The sequence below is a fragment of the Ruminococcus albus AD2013 genome (assembly GCF_000526775.1).
GTDB lineage: Bacteria > Bacillota > Clostridia > Oscillospirales > Ruminococcaceae > Hominimerdicola > Hominimerdicola alba_A.
This window is the reverse complement of the sequence record NZ_JAGS01000001.1, coordinates 817,372-834,883: the sequence shown is the minus strand read 5'-3', so window position 1 is coordinate 834,883 and position 17,512 is coordinate 817,372. Positions and strand designations below refer to the sequence as shown.

Sequence of the window (17,512 nt, the reverse complement as noted above, 5' to 3'; positions counted from 1 at the left end):
CATTCTCCTAATCAAAAACATTCTGTATATCAGGCAGTTTCAGTTCGTAGGCGCGACTGTTTATCTTTTTCAGCAGATAATTTCTCGCTACCATTACCGCAGGCTGATACTTGGTATTCTCCATGCCTATATTAATATGGTATATAATAAACTGCCCCGAGGATATCTTCATCACTATGTGATTCTGACCCTCAAAGGAACCGTGAAGTATAGAATTCGATTTTACAAAATGCCAAAGTTCGTTGTAGGTCAGTTCAGTGACCTCATCCGCAAGGAACTGTTTTATCAATTCTTCCATCTCAAGACCTCCCGCCTCATTAAGAAAATAATCGTTTATGCCGTTTTTTCAACAGTTACGCTGAACCATATTATAACATATTTTTTCACAAAATACAACACATAACCGAAAACCGACCTCACTGCCTGCGAAGTCGGTTTTCGGTTATATTTATACGCCTATTACATTATACTATTTTAATAGTATACATCACAATGTTCTTCTGTCAATATCCTTTTTCTGCTTTATAATACCGGAGCGGTACGCTTTCAGCAGTTCACGAAGATCATTTATCTTCGCCAGGAGTTCTTCTCCCCTGTCGGTATCACAGATGTTTGCACGATGATCGAAGCGCTCCACAAGATGGAGAGTAGGAGTGTGTTCACTCTCCCCTGCGATGAACGGTTTGTGCTCCGCAAGATTAAGACTGTGGCTGTCACAAATAAGGGTGTATCCCGCGATCCCTGTCGCTTTCTGATAAGCCTTTGATATACCTCCGTCTATAACAAACAACTTTCCTCCAGCCTTTACGGGACTTTCGCCGTTCTTTATCTTCACAGGCACATGGCCGTTGATGATATGACCTTTTTCGGGATCGAGCCCGAACATTTCAAGTATCTTCATGCAGACATCGGCATTCTCGGAAAACTGATAATATGCATTATAATTCTCAGTGTGAAGATCATGGTCATCTATGAAATATCTTTCAAAGAAAGCCATCTTGTCCTTTCCGTAAAGTGGCGAACGAGGTCCGCACCACAAGTACCAAAGCAGATCGGCAGAATTTTCCTTTTCATCACCGCTATGCAGAAAATAGGCTTTATTGGCAACTTCGTCAAGTTTATCAAGAAGCGCCTTGCCCGAGTATTCCTCGCCCTCTATCTTTACAGAAAGCAGTTCACCCTTTTCATCAAGTGGGATACAGCCATGGAACAGAAGATTGCCGTTGATGGTCTTGTACATTGAACCGTTTGTGTACAGAAAACGCATATGTTCACAAAGTTTATCGCTGTGCATAAAAGAGTTTGCAAGCACGGTCATAAGTTCATTTTCCTCGTCGGTAAGTGCAAGAGGATCAGCCTTATCGACCGTGGGAAAATTCTTATCAAGAAATTCATAGGTCTTTCCACCAAGTTTGACAGTGCCTTTTTCGGTATCTATATTGCTGAACAATTCTCGGTCGTCCATACCCCATTCAGGATGACGCTTTATCAGCTGACTTTCAAGCTTCAGCTGTATTATGGTTATCGCCTTATGCATTTTAGCCACAAGCTGAGTATCGACCGGGTCGTAGATATTATCATCAAGAGTATGGGGCATAAATATGGTGCAGGGGTCATCCTTGTAAACTTCACTGGCAAAAACCGCAAGGGCACGAAGATTCAAACCGTAGCCGTCTTCAAGGATATCGAAGTTGTTATACCTCATAGATATTCGTATAACATTTGCTATCAGCGCCCTGTTGCCCGAAACCGCACCCATCCATGAAATATCGTGATTGCCCCACTGTATATCCACATCATGCATCTTCATCAGTTCGTCCATGATGATGTCAGCACGGGGACCTCTGTCAAAAATATCTCCGATAATGTGCAGACTGTCGATGGCGAGAGACTGTATCACCTTGCAAAGTTCCTTTATAAAATGGTCGGCTATTCCGGTATCGAGTATCGTGGTGATTATCACATCGTAGTAATAATCCTTCACAATATCATCAGTGACATTCAAAAGTTCGTCAAGTATATAGACCATATCCTGTGGGATACTGTTTCTCACTCGGGAACGAGTGTACTTAGCAGAAACAGCTTCCAATACTATTATAAGACGGTAGATAGTAAGGCTTCGCCATTCATCTGTAAGCAGACCTGCCTTTTTAAGACGCTTCTGTTCCTTGTCGGGATAATAAATAAGCGCGGCAAGTGCTTCCCTTTCAGCGGAAGAAACTGTCTTTCCGAGAGTAAGGTCTATCTTTATCTTTATCATGCCCGATGCGCTTTTAAGCATATGCAGAAAAGCTTCATACTCTCCGTGCATATCACTGAAAAAATATTCCGTACCCTTTGGCAGACTGCGTATCGCAGAAAGATTTACTATCTCACTTGCGGCACTATCTATATTCGGAAATTCCTTGGAAAGGAGCTGTAAATATTTCTTATCCATTTATGTCACACTCTCTTATGAATTATTCGGGGCTGCTAGCTGAGGTCATAACTTTTATAGCCGGCTTCGTTGATTATAGACTGTAGTTTTATAAATTCTCGCTCATTGACTGTTTGACTTAACAGACCCGTTCTGTCAAAAACGACCTTTGTATGTCTGTCAGCGGTATAAAATTCAATATAAGGCGGTTTTGCATAGATATCCCTCTCGGCTACACAGTTGTCCTCACCGCACTCGGAGAATATTATCCTGTCACCCGAAGAAAAAGTTATGCCGTCATCATCAAAACTGACGATATCAGTATAGCTTCTTATGCGCTCTTTCATAATATCAGCCTCCACTATAATTATACCACTCTGAATTAATAAATTCAACCGTTGACCGGCCTGTTTTAGCAGAAGAAAAAAGAGATTATAAATTATAAAACCGCAGCAGAAAAACATCTGCCGCGGAATAGTTAAATTACATGAATTTTCTGCCTGCGTCCCATGCGCCGCCGACATTTTCACCGATAAGTCTGTATGTCTTGGCAGAGGAATCATACATGATCGGCTGAAGCTTTGAAAGATCAACTTTATCTCCTGTCATAACGGAATCATCTGCAACCATACCAACTATCTTCGCGGTAACTCTGGTCTCTCCATACTCCTGCATGATATCTACTACTTCACATTCGATAGCAACAGGAAGCTGATCGATGATGGGCGCTTTCACCTTTTTAGAAGGAGTAACAGTAAAGCCTGCCTTATTAAGCTTTTCGGGTTCTTTATTAAAAGACACTATACCCACATAATCGCATTCTGCTGTGTAATCTTTAGTTGCATAGCTGACTGTAAAAGCACGGTTCAGCTTGATATTTTCGGTACTTGGATGCTCTCCCAGACTGATAGAGATCATATCGCTGCCGATCTGTCCCACCCAGACTGCATTCATGGCATTGGGCTTACCCTCGGCATTATAGGTCGCAATAATAAAAACAGGCAGCGGAGTAACGAACCCCTTTTCAACATCTATCTTCAATATAATCATCTCCTATTAAAACTTTTTTATGAAAACTCATTATTGACATTATACTAAATTTAGCTTTATTTGTCAAGTACAATTGTAATAATAAACTAAATCAAAAACAAAATTTTGGATATATTTGATATGTACATTTAGTTAAAATTGATATATACTGAAAGAGGGAGTTCATATTCAAATAACACTCCCGAAATAATTAATGTTTTGATATTAATATTATAAATGTGGTATTATAAATGATAAATATATGTTATCATAACATTAACATAAGAACAAAGGTTGAACTAAATGATTTATAGGACGGAGGGCTTCTATGAAAAAATTTGAAGGATTTCAGAAAGGCGTAGACCTCGGAGGCTGGCTTTCTCAGGGCAGATATGACAGAGAACACCTCGATACTTTCATAACAAAAGCAGATATCGAAAAAATCGCAGGATGGGGCTGCGATCATGTAAGACTTCCAATAGATTACAATATATTTGAAACAGATGAGGGCGAACTCAAGAACGATGGCTTCGAGTACCTTGACAAGGCACTCGAATGGTGCAAGGAATACAACCTGAATGTTCTGATAGACGTACATAAGGTTTACGGATATTCCTTCTACTCAGGCGACGGTCAGGAAGGCTTTTTCGATAATGAAGACTTGCAGGAAAGATTTTACAAGTGGTGGGAAAGACTCTCCAAGCGCTACGGCAAACTTTCTGACAGAGTCGCATTTGAACTTCTCAATGAAGTAAACGACAAGGAACTCAGTCCCAAGTGGAACAAGATAGCACAAAAGGCTATTGAAGTCATCCGCAAGGATTCACCGGATGTAAAGATTGTACTGGGAAGCTACTGGAACAATTCCATCGACGCACTGGCAGATCTGGATAAGCCTTATGACGACAATATCATATATAATTTCCACTGCTATGATCCTTTCATGTTCACCCATCAGGGCGCTTACTGGGTAGATGAGATGCCTCAGGATTTCCGCATAGGCTACCCAGGCAATATTGAGGATTACCGCGAATCAGCTAAGGCGACCGGTCTCACAAGGATACAGGATTACATAGATGTTCCTGACAGCGGTTTCGATCCTACATATTTTGAAAAACGTTTCGCTAACGGCGTAAGTGTCTGCAAAGAGAGAGACGTTGCTATGTACTGCGGCGAATACGGCGTTATCGACAGAGCTGATCCTAAGGAAATACTTAAATGGTATAAAGAGATAAACGCAGCGTTCAAAAAGTTCGGCATAGGCAGGGCTGCATGGAACTACAAGGAAAAAGACTTCGGTCTTTCCGATGAAAGAATGGCCGGTGTTATCGACGAGCTTATAAATTATCTCTGATAATTGCATAATATATTTATAAATTTTCTCCCCCTCACCCGCAAAGTTACCCGACTTTGCGGGGATTTTTTGTCCTAAAAATTGTTTTATGCGGTATTGATTTCTGAAGTCGGCTATGGTATAATAACAGAGTATGATATATAAGAACAGGAGGAGATGAAAATGCCCGATATTTGTCTTGCGGGAACAGGCGGTATGCTGCCTCTGAAAAACAGGTTCCTGACAGGGTGTTTTATTGAATACAACGGAAAAGCAATACTTATCGACTGCGGTGAGGGTATGCAGGTAGCACTTGCAGCTGCTGATATAAAGATAAGCCGCATAGAAATGATACTTATTACCCATAATCACGCCGACCATGTAACAGGTCTGCCGGGGCTGCTGCTTTCAATGGGTAATTGTTCAAGGGAAGATGCACTGGATATCTATATACCCGAAAGTGCCGAGCGCATAGTTAGAAACCTGATATCTGTCTGCGGACATCTTCCATTTGAGTTCAGGCTTCACAAACTTCCCGACAAAGAAGCAGTCAGCTTCACAGCTGATAAGATCGACCCTATGCTGACGATATCTACTCTCCCGCTGAAACACAGCGTCAAGTGCTTGGGATATAGTTTTCTGCTGGATAAGAAACCTGTATTTCAGCCGGAAAAAGCTCAGGAGCTTGGGATTCCTGTTAAAATGTGGAGATCACTGCATTCCGGTGAAACTGTTACTCTTGAAGATGGAAGGGTCATTCATCCTGAAGATGTAACAGGCGAAAAGCGTCCATCTGTCAAGGTAACTTACGTGACAGATACACTTCCGATAAAAGAGATAGTACCCTTTGCGCGGGATTCAGATTTGTTCATATGCGAGGGTATGTACGGTGACACAGACAAAAAGCAGAGTATGAACGAAAAGGGTCATATGCTTATGCAGGATGCCTGCCGACTTGCTAAAGAAGCTAGTGTCAAGGAATTATGGTTGACACATTACAGCCCGGCTGAAAAGCATCCCGAGAATTTTGAAAAAGAACTGAAAAATCTGTTCCCTGCTGTTGTGATATCCAAAGACGGAGAGAAGAAAACACTATGACAGAAAATGCTCTCGACTATCTGCTGTGGATAACGAATAGTCACAAAAATATAATAGCAGCTGAATTTGCAGATCACTGCCCTTCAATTATTGAAAAACTTAAAAGCAGGAATTATACTGCTGATGAACTTTATAGCTTGGTCACAGATGATGAACTTTACATCTGTGCAGAAAATGCGAATGGTACAAATGATGAAGTATTCCGGCAGGCGTTTATATCAGTGCTGATGTGTATGATATGTGCGAAATATCACAGCGAGGGACAGAAGTTTCTGCCTGAGGATATCGAGCCAATTCAAGGTGATAAGATTGACGGATTTTTCACCTATCTAAAAGAGAAAAGACCATTGCCCAAAGATTGCTATCAAATCTTCTGCAGAACGGTATGCCTATAAAGTATAACAGTATTGCAGGATTTATATATCACAAATTCAAAGATATACTGTTTCAAAAGTTTCATACAAGAAACTTTAAGTCTTTAAAAACTGCGTTTTATCGACAATTTGCCCTATATCCGTTATATGTTTATTATGATTAAATTTTGCATACATATCGGAATATACTTGCAAAATGCAAATAATATGGTCTTGATTTTATATGGTAAATTGTCATAATGTTAAATTTTTGTCTTTCATTTTCAAAATGCTTGACAAAGGCTGAAAATATGGTATAATAGAAATAATGAGTGCCACTATATATTGTTGTTTATTCAGCAATTTTCGTGCTCAATTTACAAAGTCAATTATTTTAAGGAGGAAAATAAAATGGCAAATCTTGATCTTACAAAGTATGGCATCACAGGTTCAGTTGAGATCATCCGCAACCCTTCCTATGAAGAGCTTTTCAAGGAGGAGACCAAGGCTGGTCTTGAAGGTTTCGAGGTTGGACAGGAGACCGAACTGGGTGCTGTAAACGTTATGACAGGTATCTACACCGGTCGTTCACCTAAGGATAAGTTCATCGTTATGGACGAGAACTCCAAGGACACTGTTTGGTGGACAACTGATGAGTACAAGAACGATAACCACGCTGCTTCCAAGGAGACTTGGGATGCTGTTAAGAAGATCGCTGTTGAAGAGCTCTGCAACAAGAAGCTGTTCGTAGTTGATGCTTTCTGCGGCGCTAACAAGGATACAAGAATGGCTGTTCGTTTCATCGTTGAGGTGGCATGGCAGGCACACTTTATCGAGAATATGTTCATCAAGCCCACTGCTGAGGAGCTTGAAAACTTTGAGCCTGATTTCGTTGTTTACAACGCTTCCAAGGCTAAGGTTGAGAACTACAAGGAGCTGGGTCTGAATTCCGAGACAGCTGTTGTATTCAACATCACAAGCCGTGAGCAGGTTATCATCAATACATGGTACGGCGGCGAGATGAAGAAGGGTATGTTCTCCATGATGAACTACTACCTCCCTCTCAAGGGCATCGCTTCCATGCACTGCTCCGCTAACTGCGATATGGACGGCAAGCACACCGCTATCTTCTTCGGTCTTTCCGGTACAGGTAAGACAACTCTGTCTACAGATCCTAAGAGAAGACTTATCGGTGACGATGAGCACGGTTGGGACGACAACGGCGTATTCAACTTCGAGGGCGGCTGCTATGCAAAGGTTATCGGCCTTGATAAAGAATCCGAGCCTGACATCTACAACGCTATCAAGAGAGACGCTCTGCTTGAGAACGTAACTGTTGATGCAAACGGCAAGATCGACTTCGATGATAAGTCCGTAACCGAGAACACTCGTGTTTCTTATCCTATCGATCACATCAACAACATCGCTTCCGAGGTTAACGGCGTTTCTGCTGGTCCTGCTGCTGAGAACGTAATCTTCCTCTCCGCTGATGCTTTCGGCGTACTGCCTCCTGTATCTATCCTGACTGCTGAGCAGACCAAGTACTACTTCCTGTCTGGATTTACTGCAAAGCTGGCTGGTACTGAGCGTGGCATCACAGAGCCTACTCCTACATTCTCTGCTTGCTTCGGTCAGGCATTCCTCGAGCTGCATCCTACAAAGTATGCTGAAGAGCTCGTTAAGAAGATGGAAAAGAGCGGTGCTAAGGCATACCTTGTAAACACTGGTTGGAACGGAACAGGTAAGAGAATCTCCATCAAGGATACTCGTGGTATCATCGACGCTATCCTGAACGGCGATGTTCTGAAGGCTCCTACCAAGAAGATCCCCTTCTTTGATTTTGAAGTTCCTACCGAGCTGCCCGGCGTTGATTCCGGTATTCTCGATCCCAGAGATACATATGCAAATGCTTCTGAGTGGGAAGAGAAGGCAAAGGATCTGGCTAACAGATTCATCAAGAACTTCTCCAAGTACGAGGGCAACGAGGCTGGTAAGGCACTGGTTGCTGCTGGTCCTAAGCTCTAATATATCAGACTTTAAATTAAAGCTCCGCATCCCTTGCGGAGCTTTTTTGATACAGATCTGTATGAGGTGACAATATTGTTGAACTACACGGATGGCTGACCGTAAATGAATGTTACACTGATGAGGTCGATAAGATCATCGGCGTATTCCGTGATGCTGCAAAAGCGGTAAACGGAAGCTATGGTATTATCTATCTTCATGACGATAGTGACAAAGAGCATTTCAACGAACTTCAGGTATTTATTTCAAGCACGGTGAATGCTCGAAAGTCAGAGATAAAATGCTTTCACCATGTATACCTGTGATAGAAGCTGAGATATACAATAAAAACATACAAAAGGAGGAATAATATGTTATTCATTTGCTACCCCAGATGCACAACCTGCAAAAAAGCCCAGAAATGGCTGGATGATAACGGCTTTCAGTATGAACTGCGTGATATCAAGGAGAATAATCCTACTTATGAAGAACTGAAAACCTGGTATGCCAAGAGTGGTCTGCCGTTAAAAAAGTTTTTCAACACCAGCGGACTGCTCTACAAATCAATGGAGCTTAAAGACAAGCTACCGACAATGACCGAAGATGAACAGCTGAAACTTCTCTCAACAGATGGTATGCTGGTAAAACGCCCTATACTCGTAAACGAAGACACCGTATTGGTTGGGTTCAAAGAAGCCGATTGGGAAAAGCAGAAATAACGAAAAAACGTACCGAGAACCACTCTCGGTACGTTTTGTTTAATCTGCAACTAATTTCTTGATCTTATCAACTGCGGACTTCACAAGGTTTTCCTTGTTTTTGTAGAAGTGCTGGTAATCCTTGGAATTAGTCCAGTCACCGCCCCAGTGCCAGCCTTTGCTTGCAAATACCTTAAAAGCAAGATCATGGTGGGTTATCTTGTGAGGAAAATCCGCACCCCTGTCAGCGAACTCTGCCGAATTTGCAGGACTTATCTTATCGCCCACTATATAAGGATTGTACAGCGGATTTATGTCAATCGCCCTTCCAAGTGCGTGAAGGGAAAGTTCCTGCGTACCCGCAACGTTCCTGAAATTGAAAGCAGAGGAATTATTATCCGCCATAGAACGCTCATCATCGCCGTCATATTCATCACAAAGACGTATCTTTTCGATCTCATACTCAGCTTCAAACAGCATCTCGAAAATTTCCAGAACCTCTTTCGCCAGAGATTTATGCACTATCATCTCACCATCAGCGATATTGTGGGAAAAATCCAGATACCTGATATTAAGGTACGAAAGATCATCCATATGTATCTCACTGTTTTCTTTGTAAGTCACGCCCTTGATTCGCTCCTTAACTTCATCGGGAACAGGGCAGGCAGAAAAGCCCTCACGAAGCATGATAACTTCATTTTTCATCTTACTTCCTCCAAACCAAAAGACATGATATCAACACCATGTCGATATCAGCATAGGATATTTTATCAGATATATCCCCTTTTGTCAATACTTTTTTCTTTAAGATTTTAATTTACAAAGACAAAATGGTACTTCTGCATTGATGGTGCAGAAGTACCGGAAGTATTTTCGTATAATTCTTCAAGCTGACCTATCAGACATTGACAGCCTGTTTAACATTTGATGAAGAAAGAACAGGTTTTACAGGCGCAGAAGTCGGGTGGAAAGTCGTTACGACTTCACATACCTTTTCGTAAACTCTGTACTCATCTTCGGTGTAGGCAATGTCCATAAGTTCTTTAATATCTTTTATGAACTTTTCATACTCAAATGGTATAGGTTGTCCGATATGGATCTTCTGGTTCTTGGTACGTTTAAGACCTTCCTCAGACATAAGCTTTTCTTCATAAAGCTTCTCGCCGGGGCGAAGACCTGTATAAATGATCTTGATATCGACATCTGGCTTATGGCCCGAAAGCTTGATAAGGTTGCGTGCCAGGGTATCTATCTTGATAGGCTCACCCATATCGAGCACATATATCTCAGAGCCATTACCAAGGATACTTGCCTGAAGCACTAATGATACTGCCTCGGGGATACTCATGAAAAAGCGGTTGATATTCTTATCAACGACTGTAACTGGGCCACCCTCAGCAATCTGCTTTTTGAACAGCGGAATTACGGAACCGTTGCTTCCAAGCACATTGCCAAAACGTACAGCGCAGAACTGAGTATGTGGGGTAAAATTCTCCAGTACTTCATCTGCTTCCCAGTCCTCCCCTGTCATATGAGCGTGTATTCTGGGCAGCTCGCCGCATCTGCCGTTTTTGACCATATAATCAAAGGTCTGGATTATCATTTCACACAAACGCTTGCTGGCACCCATAATATTTGTAGGGTTAACAGCCTTATCGGTAGATATGAGAACAAATCTCTGACAGCCGCTGCGCATTGCAGCATAGGCAGTCTTATAAGTGCCGATAGCATTGTTCTTTATAGCCTCACAGGGGCTGTCCTCCATAAGGGGAACGTGCTTGTGCGCAGCAGCGTGGTATACTATATCAACGTGATACTTCTCAAAAACTTCGTTAATACGCTTATTATCGCGCACAGAACCAATAAGCACAACAAGGTTAAGGTCAGGCATATTGCGTCTGAGTTCCATCTGTATCTCATATGCGTTATTCTCATAAACATCGAAGATTATGAGCTGTTTTGGATTATGCTTTGCGACCTGACGGCAAAGTTCACTGCCAATGGAGCCGCCGCCGCCTGTAACAAGGACGACCTTGCCCTGAATACTGTCATAGACTTCAGACATATCCATCTCGATAGGTTCTCTGCCAAGCAGATCTTCGATAGCGACGTCTTTCATCTTAGCAACAGAAACATCGCCTGTTACAAGCTGGTATATACCTGGAAGGTTTTTCAATTCACAGCCTGTTTCCTTGCATATATTCAGCACATCACGTCTGTCTTCGGGCGAAGCACTTGGAATAGCAACATATATAGCATTGACGTTATACTTCTGCACCGACAGAAGTATGTCATCACGTCCGCCGACGATCTGAACACCGTCTATGTATCTGTCCCACTTATTAGGGTTATCATCGATGATACAAACGACCTTTTCACGAAGTGTGGTGGACTGTTCAATATCTCTCATGATCATCTGACCTGCATTGCCCGCACCAATCAGCATAACACGCTTATATCTTCTGTCGCACTCTTTACCTCGCTCTGAAATCCGTTCACGTTCGAGCAGGATAAATCGGTAACAGAATCTGATACCGATAACTAAACAAAACTGCAGCATAGCACCCACTATATAGTAAGATACAGGCATACGTCTGAATATCACTGTTATCAGCACCGTATGAATGACAGCAAGCTCAGCCGTTGCAAATGATACACGCTTCAACTCGGAATAGCTTGCAAATCTCCATATACTTCTGTAAAGCTTGTTATAGCCATGAACAAGGAATACTGCCGCGATATATATAGGCATAAAATACGCATATGCTTTAAGATATTCCCTTGGTATCTTTGTAAAACTCAGATCATATCTCAGCCAAAGTGCGGCAAAATAACTGCCTGCACTTACAATGATATCGTACATGAACAAATAGATAGAAATAATCTGCCAATGTTCAAACCGTTTTTTTGATCTGAGCTTTACTTTGTTCACGCTTATGAAATCTACTTCCATTATAAAGCTCCCCCCTATTTTCACTAGTTTAACATATTATAACATATTAAATCAATATATGTCAAGTATTTGTATATAAATTAGTCAATAAAATAAATTTCATACGACATCCAATAATTGGTCACAGCAACACAAAAAGACACCGACCAAAAGTCGGTGTCTGTAATGCCGATTTATCTTATTTAGCTATCTCAGCCTTGATAGCTGAAAGAAGTTCATCATAAGTCTCGAATGCGGGAAGCTGAGGATAATCAGCCTTTATCTGATCAGTGCTTCTGAACAGATAACCTGCACGACTGTTCAGTATCATGCCGAGATCGTTGTAGCTGTCACCGCTTGCAATAGTCTCGAAACCGCAGGACTGAAGAGCCTTAACAGTAGTGAGCTTTGACTTCTCACAACGCATCTTGTAGCCTGTGATCTCGCCGTTGTCAGCAACTACCAGTTCATTGCAGAATATGGTAGGCATACCAAGCTTCTTCATAAGGGGCTTTGCGAACTGTGTGAAAGTATCACTCAGGATAAGTACCTGGCAGCAGTCTCTGAGTTCATCAAGAAACTCCTTAGCACCGGGCATAGGATCGATTTTTGCAATGGTATCCTGTATCTCCTTCAGACCCAGACCATGCTCTTTGAGTATAGCAAGACGATACTGCATGAGCTTATCATAATCAGGTTCATCTCTTGTGGTCTTTTTAAGCTCGGGGATACCGCTGGCTTCTGCAAAAGCTATCCATATTTCAGGAACCAGAACGCCCTCAAGGTCAAGACAAGTAACTATCATTTTAAATTCCTCCATAATGTCTCAAATTTCCGAATATTATTATACAACATATTTATGAAAATGTAAAGGGTATTTTTGCATTTTTTAATTACTAATCCTGCAAATATATACTCTATTTCTAAAATTATATAGTAGCGGCGCTTATATGAATTATTTTGTTATCACTAACTGCAAAAATTGTTTTTGCAAAAAAGTATAATTTTGGTCAAATAATGAAAAACTGTTAAATTTCTGAAAAAACCCTTGTAAAAGCAAAGATTATAAGTTATAATGTTAATTGGAATAAGGCGGAAAAATTCGCTATGTATAATATGGAGGTATGTAAGATAATGGGCAGTGCTGACAAGATCTTATTTGACAACGATTCCAGAGTGGCTCCTCTGGGACTTATCCCTATGGAGGGTGCTAAGGAACTGGGAGAAAAGGTCAACGCTTATCTGGTTAAGTGGGCTAATGAGGACAATTTCTTTAAGGAGACATTCCTGGTTGATGCTGAGTGTCCCAGATTTTCATCTGGTGACGGCAAGGGTCTTATCAAACAGACCGTAAGAGGTAATGATCTTTTCATTCTCTGTGATATGGGTAATTACAGTGTAAAGTACAATTACTTCGGTCACGAAAATTATATGTCGCCTGACGACCACTATCAGGATCTCAAGCGTATCATTCAGGCAGCAAGCGGTAAGTGTCACCGTATAAATGTTATCATGCCTTCACTTTACGGCGGCAGACAGCATCGCAGAAATTACCGTGAATCTCTTGACTGTGCTGTTGCATTACAGGAACTCCAGGCTATGGGCGTATCAAATGTTCTGACATTCGACGCACACGACCCCAGAGTTCAGAACGCAGTTCCTCTGATGGGCTTTGACAACATTATTCCCTCCTATCAGGTTCTGAAATCAATGTTCAGAAGTCTGGACGATTTCAAGCCCGACAAGGCGCATTTCATGATCGTATCTCCTGACGAGGGAGCTATCAACAGAAATATGTACTACGCTTCCGTACTGGGCGTTGATATGGGTATGTTCTACAAGAGACGTGATTACTCAACAGTTGTAAACGGCAGAAACCCCATCGTAGCACACGAGTATATGGGCAACGACGTTAAGGGCAAGGACGTTTTCATAGCTGACGATATCATTTCTTCGGGTGAATCCATGCTGGAAGTTGCAGTTGAACTGAAAAAGCGCAATGCAAACAAGATCTACTGCTATGCTACCTATGCTATATTCACAAACGGTCTTGCAAGCTTTGATAAGGCTTATGCTGATGGCATTATCGATGGCGTATTCGGTACAAACCTGACCTACAGAACTCCCGAACTGCTGAAGAGAAAATGGTTCCACGAAGTTGATGTTGCTAAGTACATCGCTTATTACATCGCAGCACTTAACCATGATGCTTCCATATCTGAGGTCATCGATCCTCACAAGAAGATATCTGCTTTGCTTGACAAGTACGATATCAAAAAAGGTAATTAATTTAGTATAACTTAACGGGCGTTCTGCGCCCGTTTGTTATATATGTAAGCTAACTATGGATATTCTTTTCGGAAAAAAACGACTCTCTGTCAGAAGATTCAGATCCGCTGACGGCGATGATCTTGCAGAGATACTTACGGATGCAGTGAATTTTTTGCTGTTGTACTTGATAGCAAAGTCATCGGTAAAATATACTTTTCCAAGAGAGAGTATGGCACTTACGAGATAGGTTATACTTTCAACAGGAATTATCAAGGCAATGGGTACGCCTGCGAAAGCGTCGGAGCTTTTATCCGATATGCATTCGATAAAATTGGTGCAAGGCGGATAATGGCTGAAATAGATGTCCGCAATGAAAGATCTTTCAAACTTTGCGAAAGACTTGGTATGCGGCGAGAAGCAGAATTCAAACAGGTATATCCTTCAAAAGAGAGAGGGTATAACGATTTTTACATATACGCTATACTTAAAGAAGAATACAGCAAATGAATATCACAGGTAAAAATATTCTGCTCAGTTGATAACGGACCGTATGTATCCGATAAATCTTTTATAATGGAGTAAACTTATGCCAAAGATAAGATGGATAGGGATAATAGATCAGAAAGACATCGAAAAATTTCAGAGCGCTCCCCTGCCAAACAATGCAGTAAAAACTGATCTGCCAAATTCTATCGGAGATATGATGATGAAAGCTGCACCTTTTGCAGCCTGCTCATTCATGATATGCATGATATCTATGGTGGTAAAATGTTATACAGCAAAAATCAATGTCATTAGTTTACCCTGGTCTATCATAGGACTTGCGATATCATCAGCTTCCCTTATACTTCACGAACTTTTGCACGCTGTAGTTTACCCAAGAAATACAACTGTAAGCGTGGGCATCGTCAGACAGTTTGCCTGCGTAGCTCTTGCTTCATGTCCACTTAGCAGAAAAAGATTTGCGCTTATGTCACTTTTACCATACATACTCGGGATAGTTCCGCTGATATTTTTTCAGCTAAGTCCAGCAGATAACAGTGCGATGAACAGTATACTGTTCATACTTTCCATGATGGGCATGATAAGTCCTTATCCTGATGCTTACAATGTTTATTATATGTTAAGAAAAATACCCGCAGGCAGCAAGGATGCTTTTCTGCGGTGATGATACCTATTATATACCAAAGGAGGGGTAGTATGATCTTTGCAGGAATAGTCGCTGGCGGAAGCGGCACACGTATAAAAAATGCCGACAAGCCAAAGCAATTCATCGAAATAGGCGGTGTGCCAATACTTATCAGGACGATACGTGCATTTGAGGAGATAGGCGAGATAGAGAGGATATACGTTGGTATCAATCCCGACTGGTATGACTATGCTGACAAGCTTCTGGAAGAATTCAACATCAGCACAAAGCGTGTTCGGCTGGTAACGGGTGGTAAGGACAGGAACGGAACTGTCATGAATATCCTGCGTGAGGTCACAGCTCTGTTCGGTATAAATAAGGGCGATGTGCTTATCACACACGATGCAGTACGACCATTCGTCAGTGAGAAAATTATTCGCGAAAATATTGAAACGGCGATGAAGACAGCAGCCTGTGGAACTTATATACCATCAGATGACACTGTTATCAGAACTACTGACGGTATGACCGTTACTGAGAATCTTCCACGCAAGCAGCTAATGAGAGCTCAGACACCTCAGACATTTGAGATATCAACTTTATGCGAGTGCATACGAAAGCTCGGAGACGAAAAGCTTAGTATACTGACGGATACCTGCGGTATACTGACGGAATGTGGCTATCCCATACACATAGTTCAAGGAGAACCCATGAATTTCAAGATCACCACCGATCACGACCTGATGATCGCGGGATTGATGGCGATGAGCGAAAGGCAATAGGATACATGGCGGAAAGATTTCATGCTTTCCGCCTTTTTTGTATAAAAATATCCCCGCCAAAAGACGGGGATATAATATATGTACATATCAGGAACCGGTAGGAATATAAGGTCTGATAGCACCTGCAAGATTGCCAACAGGCATTGTCTGGAGCCATACGTGACCTGGACCGGTAACTCTTGTATTAAAGAAGCCTTCACCGCCGAACAGCTTGTTCTTTATGCCTGCAACCTGTTCGATATCAATGGAGCATGAAGCTTCCATAGCGGCAAGACAACCTGTGTCAACAAGCATCGACTGACCCTGTGCCAGCTGATACTCAACTATAGAACCATCAAGTTCAAGGAAAACTGTACCCTGACCTGAGAACTTCTGCATAATGAAGCCCTCACCGCCGAAGAAGCCTGCACCAAGTCTCTTCTGGAAGAATATCTCCATATTAACGCCCATCTCACTTGCCAGGAAAGCTGATTTCTGAGCAACGATCGGCATCTGAGAAACATCCATGGGCTTAATAGCACCGGGGAAGTTTGAAGCCATAGCGATCATACCGTCGCCATTGGTAGCAGTGTAAACATTCTGGAACATAGATTCACCCGAAAAAGCACGTGAAAGAGCCTTTCCTATTCCACCGCCTGCATTGGTGGACATATTCATGTTGGGACTCATCCAGCTCATAGCTCCCTGCTGACATTTGATCGCCTCACCGTTATTCAGATAGCAGATGACAACGGGCAGCGGCTCGCCTTGAATTTCGTAACGCATTTTTTGTACCTCCTTTATTTGTCAGGTTTATAAACCTGTACTTAACATTTTATCTTTAAATTCCATCAAACTATCAAGCTTGACATAAGCTTTTTCAAGCATTTCTTCATCAGGTTCAATAAGATCGGGGATAAGTATAGGCATCATGCCCGCAGCACTTGCAGAGATTATTCCATTACGGGAATCCTCAACTGCAAAGGTATTCTTGGGGTCAAATCCAAGCTTCCTGCAAGCCGTAATGTATATATCAGGCTCGGGCTTGGATTTTTCAACCATATCACCGCCGATTATCGCATCAAAACAGTGCAGAAGACCTACTTCTGTCATTTCTCTTACTATAACATCGTAACGAGTAGAAGATGCAAGCCCGATCTTAACTCCGCTTTCGTGAAGCCATTCAAGAACTTCTCTAGCTCCCGCTTTGAGAGGAACACCTTTCTTTAAAGTAGCCTGAACTTCATCATTTACTTCCGCACGAAGCTTTTTTATATCATGCTTATCGCCATAAGCTTCGGTGACGATTCGCTCGGTATCTTTTTCATTTCGCCCGGTGCAAAGTCTTACATAATATTCAACATTTTCAAGTCCGTATCGATTGCCGACTTTGAGCCAGCACTCCATACAAACTGCTTCTGTATCAAATATAACACCGTCCATATCAAAAACAATGCCGTCAATATTATTTAGTGTATACATTTTTCT

Annotated in this window: 18 protein-coding genes and 1 pseudogene; 10 read left to right on the top strand and 9 right to left on the bottom strand. The window is 41.9% G+C overall.

The features are described from left to right. Positions 1–7 precede the first annotated feature (7 nt). The 4 genes from N773_RS0103665 to N773_RS0103650 all read right to left on the bottom strand — a co-directional run bounded on the left by N773_RS0103665 (position 8) and on the right by N773_RS0103650 (position 3,466). The gene (locus N773_RS0103665; RefSeq protein WP_024856508.1) at positions 8–298 is read right to left on the bottom strand and encodes a hypothetical protein; all 291 of its coding nucleotides are present in this window, start codon (positions 296–298) and stop codon (positions 8–10) included. Between the two features lie 189 nt (positions 299–487). Next, positions 488–2,437: a fructose-bisphosphatase class III gene (locus N773_RS0103660; RefSeq protein WP_024856507.1), complete on the bottom strand. Its 1,950-nt coding sequence runs from the start codon at positions 2,435–2,437 to the stop codon at positions 488–490. A gap of 35 nt (positions 2,438–2,472) precedes the next feature. Further along, the gene (locus N773_RS0103655) at positions 2,473–2,763 is read right to left on the bottom strand and encodes a hypothetical protein (RefSeq protein WP_024856506.1); all 291 of its coding nucleotides are present in this window, start codon (positions 2,761–2,763) and stop codon (positions 2,473–2,475) included. Between the two features lie 136 nt (positions 2,764–2,899). Beyond that, positions 2,900–3,466, bottom strand: coding sequence for a flavin reductase family protein (locus N773_RS0103650; RefSeq protein ID WP_043537766.1), 567 nt, complete (start codon positions 3,464–3,466; stop codon positions 2,900–2,902). 307 nt (positions 3,467–3,773) lie between these two features. Between N773_RS0103650 and N773_RS0103645 the strand changes: the two genes are divergently transcribed. The 6 genes from N773_RS0103645 (at position 3,774) to N773_RS0103620 (ending at position 8,952) form a co-directional block, all read left to right on the top strand. After that, the gene (locus N773_RS0103645; protein WP_024856504.1) at positions 3,774–4,799 is read left to right on the top strand and encodes a glycoside hydrolase family 5 protein; all 1,026 of its coding nucleotides are present in this window, start codon (positions 3,774–3,776) and stop codon (positions 4,797–4,799) included. A gap of 162 nt (positions 4,800–4,961) precedes the next feature. Further along, entirely contained in the window at positions 4,962–5,876 is a 915-nt protein-coding gene (locus N773_RS0103640) for a ribonuclease Z (protein ID WP_024856503.1), read from the top strand. Then, positions 5,873–6,271 carry an Imm6 family immunity protein gene (locus tag N773_RS0103635; protein WP_024856502.1) on the top strand — a complete coding sequence of 133 codons (399 nt, stop codon included), beginning with the start codon at positions 5,873–5,875 and terminating at the stop codon, positions 6,269–6,271. The genes N773_RS0103640 and N773_RS0103635 overlap by 4 nt, the downstream gene beginning before the upstream one ends. Positions 6,272–6,640: 369 nt before the next feature. Then, positions 6,641–8,254: a phosphoenolpyruvate carboxykinase (ATP) gene (pckA, locus tag N773_RS0103630; protein ID WP_013498451.1), complete on the top strand. Its 1,614-nt coding sequence runs from the start codon at positions 6,641–6,643 to the stop codon at positions 8,252–8,254. Positions 8,255–8,328: 74 nt separating this feature from the next. Continuing rightward, entirely contained in the window at positions 8,329–8,559 is a 231-nt protein-coding gene (locus N773_RS23455; protein ID WP_155250921.1) for an Imm7 family immunity protein, read from the top strand. 45 nt (positions 8,560–8,604) lie between these two features. Next, positions 8,605–8,952 carry an arsenate reductase family protein gene (locus N773_RS0103620; protein WP_024856501.1) on the top strand — a complete coding sequence of 116 codons (348 nt, stop codon included), beginning with the start codon at positions 8,605–8,607 and terminating at the stop codon, positions 8,950–8,952. A 39-nt stretch (positions 8,953–8,991) separates the two neighbouring features. Here N773_RS0103620 and N773_RS0103615 read toward each other — a convergent pair whose 3' ends face one another. From N773_RS0103615 to thrH, 3 genes are all read right to left on the bottom strand, one after another. Next, on the bottom strand, positions 8,992–9,636 hold the full coding sequence (locus N773_RS0103615; protein ID WP_024856500.1) for a M15 family metallopeptidase: 645 nt from the start codon (positions 9,634–9,636) through the stop codon (positions 8,992–8,994). A 193-nt stretch (positions 9,637–9,829) separates the two neighbouring features. Beyond that, positions 9,830–11,884, bottom strand: coding sequence for a polysaccharide biosynthesis protein (locus N773_RS0103610; protein ID WP_024856499.1), 2,055 nt, complete (start codon positions 11,882–11,884; stop codon positions 9,830–9,832). Positions 11,885–12,062: 178 nt separating this feature from the next. Further along, entirely contained in the window at positions 12,063–12,668 is a 606-nt protein-coding gene (gene thrH / locus N773_RS0103605; protein ID WP_024856498.1) for a bifunctional phosphoserine phosphatase/homoserine phosphotransferase ThrH, read from the bottom strand. A gap of 329 nt (positions 12,669–12,997) precedes the next feature. Here thrH and N773_RS0103600 point away from each other — a divergent pair, with 329 nt between their 5' ends. The 4 genes and pseudogenes from N773_RS0103600 (at position 12,998) to N773_RS0103580 (ending at position 16,045) form a co-directional block, all read left to right on the top strand. Continuing rightward, on the top strand, positions 12,998–14,152 hold the full coding sequence (locus N773_RS0103600) for a ribose-phosphate pyrophosphokinase (RefSeq protein ID WP_024856497.1): 1,155 nt from the start codon (positions 12,998–13,000) through the stop codon (positions 14,150–14,152). Between the two features lie 156 nt (positions 14,153–14,308). After that, positions 14,309–14,641, top strand: a pseudogene (locus N773_RS21735) (GNAT family N-acetyltransferase); the annotation flags it as partial. 79 nt (positions 14,642–14,720) lie between these two features. Beyond that, positions 14,721–15,302 carry a DUF3267 domain-containing protein gene (locus N773_RS0103585; RefSeq protein WP_024856496.1) on the top strand — a complete coding sequence of 194 codons (582 nt, stop codon included), beginning with the start codon at positions 14,721–14,723 and terminating at the stop codon, positions 15,300–15,302. Positions 15,303–15,334: 32 nt separating this feature from the next. Continuing rightward, entirely contained in the window at positions 15,335–16,045 is a 711-nt protein-coding gene (locus N773_RS0103580; RefSeq protein WP_024856495.1) for an IspD/TarI family cytidylyltransferase, read from the top strand. Positions 16,046–16,132: 87 nt separating this feature from the next. Here the strand turns inward: N773_RS0103580 and N773_RS0103575 are convergent, their stop codons facing one another. Both N773_RS0103575 and N773_RS0103570 read right to left on the bottom strand, forming a co-directional pair. Further along, positions 16,133–16,810 (bottom strand): TIGR00266 family protein, encoded by a 678-nt coding sequence (locus N773_RS0103575; protein WP_024856494.1) that lies wholly within the window; start codon positions 16,808–16,810, stop codon positions 16,133–16,135. A 27-nt stretch (positions 16,811–16,837) separates the two neighbouring features. Further along, positions 16,838–17,506: an HAD family hydrolase gene (locus tag N773_RS0103570; RefSeq protein WP_024856493.1), complete on the bottom strand. Its 669-nt coding sequence runs from the start codon at positions 17,504–17,506 to the stop codon at positions 16,838–16,840. Between the last annotated feature and the right edge of the window lie 6 nt (positions 17,507–17,512).